Origin of the sequence: Mesorhizobium sp. M7A.F.Ca.CA.002.05.1.1 (assembly GCF_003998335.1) — a bacterium.
Lineage (GTDB): Bacteria > Pseudomonadota > Alphaproteobacteria > Rhizobiales > Rhizobiaceae > Mesorhizobium.
The window spans coordinates 1-3874 of the sequence record NZ_RZQI01000587.1 but is presented as its reverse complement, the minus strand read 5'-3'; the positions used below and the strand labels follow the sequence as shown (position 1 = coordinate 3874).

Here is a 3874-nt window from a genome sequence, read left to right as displayed (position 1 = left end):
GTTCAGAGGACCGCGATGCGAGATGCCGTCGCGCCAGAAGTAACGTTCCAGCCCCTCGACGATATCGTCGACATAACCCCAACTGCGCGATTGGGAGCCGTCGCCATAAACCGTCAGAACCCCGGTTGTCAGTGCCTGGATGGCAAAATTCGAGACGGCGCGTCCGTCGTCGATGCGGGTTCGTGGCCCATATGTGTTGAATATCCTGACGACGCGAATGTCGAGCCCGCCGACCCGCTGCTGCTCGAACAGCAATGCCTCTGTGCAGCGCTTGCTTTCATCATAGGAAGCCCTGGGACCGGTGCAGTCCACCGATCCCCTGTAACTCTCGGGTTGCGGTGAAACCAGGGGGTCGCCGTAGACTTCCGAGGTCGAGGCGAAGCAGAAGCGACCGCCGGGCTTGAGCAGCGTCAGGAGATTGAGCGCGCCGCCGATATTGGCCTTGATCGTGCGTACCGGCTCGCGCATGTACCAAAGCGGCGACGCCGGCGACGCGAGATGGATGATCTCATCGAAGCCCTGAAGGGATGAAAAGCTTTCGGCGTCGGCAATCTGCAGATCGAAACGCGGATCGGCGACATGCGCGATGTTGTCTCGCGTCCCGGTCCAAAGATTGTCGACGACGACCAGCTTTTCCAGATCGCTTCGCCGCAACAGACGGTCGACCAGATGCGAGCCCAGGAAACCGCAGCCGCCAGAGATCAACACGCTGCGTGACATGGAAAACCCCCGCTCCAGACACCGGCCAGTCAACGAGCCCAGGGCTTGTTTCCCAACAACAGCGGATGCGAGCTACCCAAAAGCCTTTCCGCCAATCGATGCACCCATCTACACCGCCAAGCGCCGCGAGTGCAAACAGCAAGCCTTCACGAGTGGAACGTGCGGCGGCCGACCGGCCTCTGCTTTTAAGGAGAGAAACTGCCGCGCGATGTCGCGCATCGAAGCGACCGCCGATGCTGCCCGTCATCGCGAGGATGATCAGGACATTTCAGGCCTACAGCGCCCTTTGCGGGCATGGCGCCCCGGCTGCATCACCACAGCGCGACGCCGTGGGCTGCGGCCGGAAGCTCGTCTCTTCGGACTGGCGCACCAGTTCGGCAAAGAGCAGCGCGAAGCTTCCCAGCATCAGGAAGACGATGATCAGGCGTGTTACCGGCAATATGTCGGCCTCGACTGGCTAGCCCCCACGCCACCCATCCACTGCCGGCTAACATGACCGATCCGGCTTTACGAGACTTTAAGGCCCGTCTTAACCATCACATTCGCGTAGCCTTTGACATGATACGCGAACGGCATGCCCGCATCCGCCGACCGGCATGGCCGTATCATCCGGGATGGCGTTGCCATCCGGGATGGTACCTCCCTTTGCAGACGTACCCCGCCCATGCTACCCCGGCGCTGGCGCGGCCCAGCAACCGGCCGCTGCCAATCGGTCGTCATCGGGGAGCCATGAGCAAAGCCGCCAGCCGCATCGCCTTCGTCTCGTCCGACACCGCTGACGCCAAGACGGCGCTGGAAAGCCTGTCGGTGCGCTATGGCCAGTCTTCCGTCGAGGAGGCCGGGATCGTCGTTGCGCTTGGGGGTGACGGGTTCCTGCTGCAGACCCTGCGCGACACGATGGGGACCGGCAAGAAGGTCTACGGCATGAACCGTGGCACCATCGGCTTCCTGATGAACGAGTATCGTTCCGGTGGCCTCACCGAGCGTCTCGAGGCCGCCGTCGCCGAAACGATCCGCCCGCTGGAGATGCTGGCCGTGACCTCGGAAGGCGAAACGATTTCAGCACTGGCGATCAACGAGGTGGCGCTGTGGCGCCAGTCGTACCAGACGGCCAAGATCCGCATCACCGTCGACGAACAGGTCCGGCTTGAGGAACTGAACTGCGACGGCGTCATGATCGCAACCCCGGCCGGGTCCACCGCCTACAATCTTTCGGCGCATGGACCGATCCTGCCGCTCGACGCGCCGCTGCTGGCGCTGACCCCGGTCAGCCCGTTTCGCCCGCGCCGCTGGCGCGGCGCGCTGCTCTCCAACAAGGCGACCGTGCGCTTCGACATCCGCGAGCCGGAAAAGCGGCCGGTAAACGCCGCCGCCGACCATACCGAGGTCAAGGCCGTGACCTCGGTGACGGTGCGAGAATCACCAACGGCGACAGCAACGTTGCTGTTCGATCCCAATCATTCCTGGAACGAGCGTATTCTCGCCGAACAGTTCCGCTATTGAGCCGGCGCTGCGACCGACAGGTCGATTAAGCATCCCGATTAAGGTTACAACTTCACAATCGTGCCATTGCTGCCCGTTTCTGTTGACAAATCGAGGGCTTGCTCCTAATTGCAATACCAATCTTGCAGGCGCGTGGCGCTTGCCGCGACAGACGCCATTAGACGCCGTTGCGCTTCCCCGAACCAGCCAAAGACAACAACACTTGTCCTCAGACACCACGACCGCTCCAGAAGCGTTGACCTTTTCAGACCTCGGCCTGTCGCCGAAGGTCCTTTCCGCAGTCACCGACGCCGGCTACACCGAGCCGACGCCGATCCAGGCGGGCGCCATTCCGCATGCCCTGCTGGGCAAGGACGTGCTGGGCATTGCCCAGACCGGCACCGGCAAGACGGCCTCCTTCGTGTTGCCGATGCTCACAAGGCTGGAAAAGGGCCGCGCCCGCGCTCGCATGCCGCGCACGCTCATTCTGGAGCCGACGCGCGAGCTCGCCGCTCAGGTCGAGGAAAACTTCGTCAAATACGGCAAGAACCACAAGCTCAACATCGCGCTTCTGATCGGCGGCGTGTCGTTCGACGAACAGGACAAGAAGCTGGAGCGTGGCGCCGACGTGCTGATCGCGACGCCCGGCCGTCTGCTCGATCACCGCGAGCGCGGCAAGCTGTTGCTCAACGGCGTCGAGATCCTCGTCATCGATGAAGCGGACCGCATGCTCGACATGGGCTTCATTCCCGACATCGAGCGCATCTGCGAAATGATCCCGTTCACCAGGCAGACGCTGTTCTTTTCGGCGACGATGCCGCCCGAAATCACCAAGCTCACCGAAAAGTTCCTGCACGCGCCGGTCCGCGTCGAGGTTTCGAAGGCAGCATCCGCCGCCGCCAACATCATCCAGCGGCTGGTCAAATCAGGCTCCAAGCCATGGGACAAGCGCGAGACGCTGCGCAATTTGATCAAGGCCGAAGACGCAGAACTGAAGAACGCCATCATCTTCTGCAACCGCAAGGTCGAAGTGTCGGAGCTGTTCCGCTCGCTGCTGAAGCATGATTTCGACGCCGGTGCGCTGCATGGCGACATGGACCAGCGCGCGCGCATGCAGATGCTGGCCAATTTCCGCGACGGCAAGCTGCGCTACCTCGTCGCTTCCGACGTTGCCGCGCGCGGCCTCGACATTCCCGATGTCAGCCATGTCTTCAACTATGACGTGCCGATCCACGCCGAGGACTATGTCCACCGTATCGGCCGCACCGGGCGCGCCGGACGCTCCGGAAAATCCTTCACCATCGCGACCAAATCTGACACCAAATACATCGATGCCATCGAACGTCTGATCGGCAACAAGATCGAGTGGCATGACGGCGACTTGTCGACGGTGGTTGCCAGCGAAGGCGAGGACGATGCTCCGCGCCGTGGCAAGGGCGCGCCGCGCCGTGCCGGCCGCAAGGACGACGACCGCGGCAGGGAAAAGAGCGGCGAGCGCAAACCGCGCGAACGCCACGCCAAGCGCAGCGAAGATGCCGCACCGGAAACAGTCCGCGAGGATCAGCCGGTGGCCGAGGCCGCAGCCGCCGACATCGGCGAACGGCGTTCGCGCAAGGAAGCGATCCGTTCGGAAAACACCGAGCGCAAATCATCCGATCGCAATGAACAGCGC

4 protein-coding genes are annotated in these 3874 nt (G+C 62.7%); 2 read left to right on the top strand and 2 right to left on the bottom strand.

What is annotated here, in order from left to right:
- On the bottom strand, positions 1–720 hold a 720-nt coding region (locus tag EN939_RS24510; protein WP_127270271.1), incomplete at its 3' end, for an NAD-dependent epimerase/dehydratase family protein.
- Positions 721–994: 274 nt separating this feature from the next.
- Entirely contained in the window at positions 995–1159 is a 165-nt protein-coding gene (locus tag EN939_RS38170; RefSeq protein WP_164748845.1) for a hypothetical protein, read from the bottom strand.
- Between the two features lie 290 nt (positions 1160–1449).
- On the opposite strand from EN939_RS38170, the gene EN939_RS24505 reads away from it, so the two are divergent.
- Both EN939_RS24505 and EN939_RS24500 read left to right on the top strand, forming a co-directional pair.
- Positions 1450–2223, top strand: a complete 774-nt coding sequence (locus EN939_RS24505; protein ID WP_127270270.1) for an NAD kinase — start codon at positions 1450–1452, stop codon at positions 2221–2223.
- Positions 2224–2425: 202 nt separating this feature from the next.
- Positions 2426–3874, top strand: a 1449-nt coding sequence (locus EN939_RS24500) for a DEAD/DEAH box helicase (RefSeq protein ID WP_206528331.1), incomplete at its 3' end; no start/stop codon positions are given.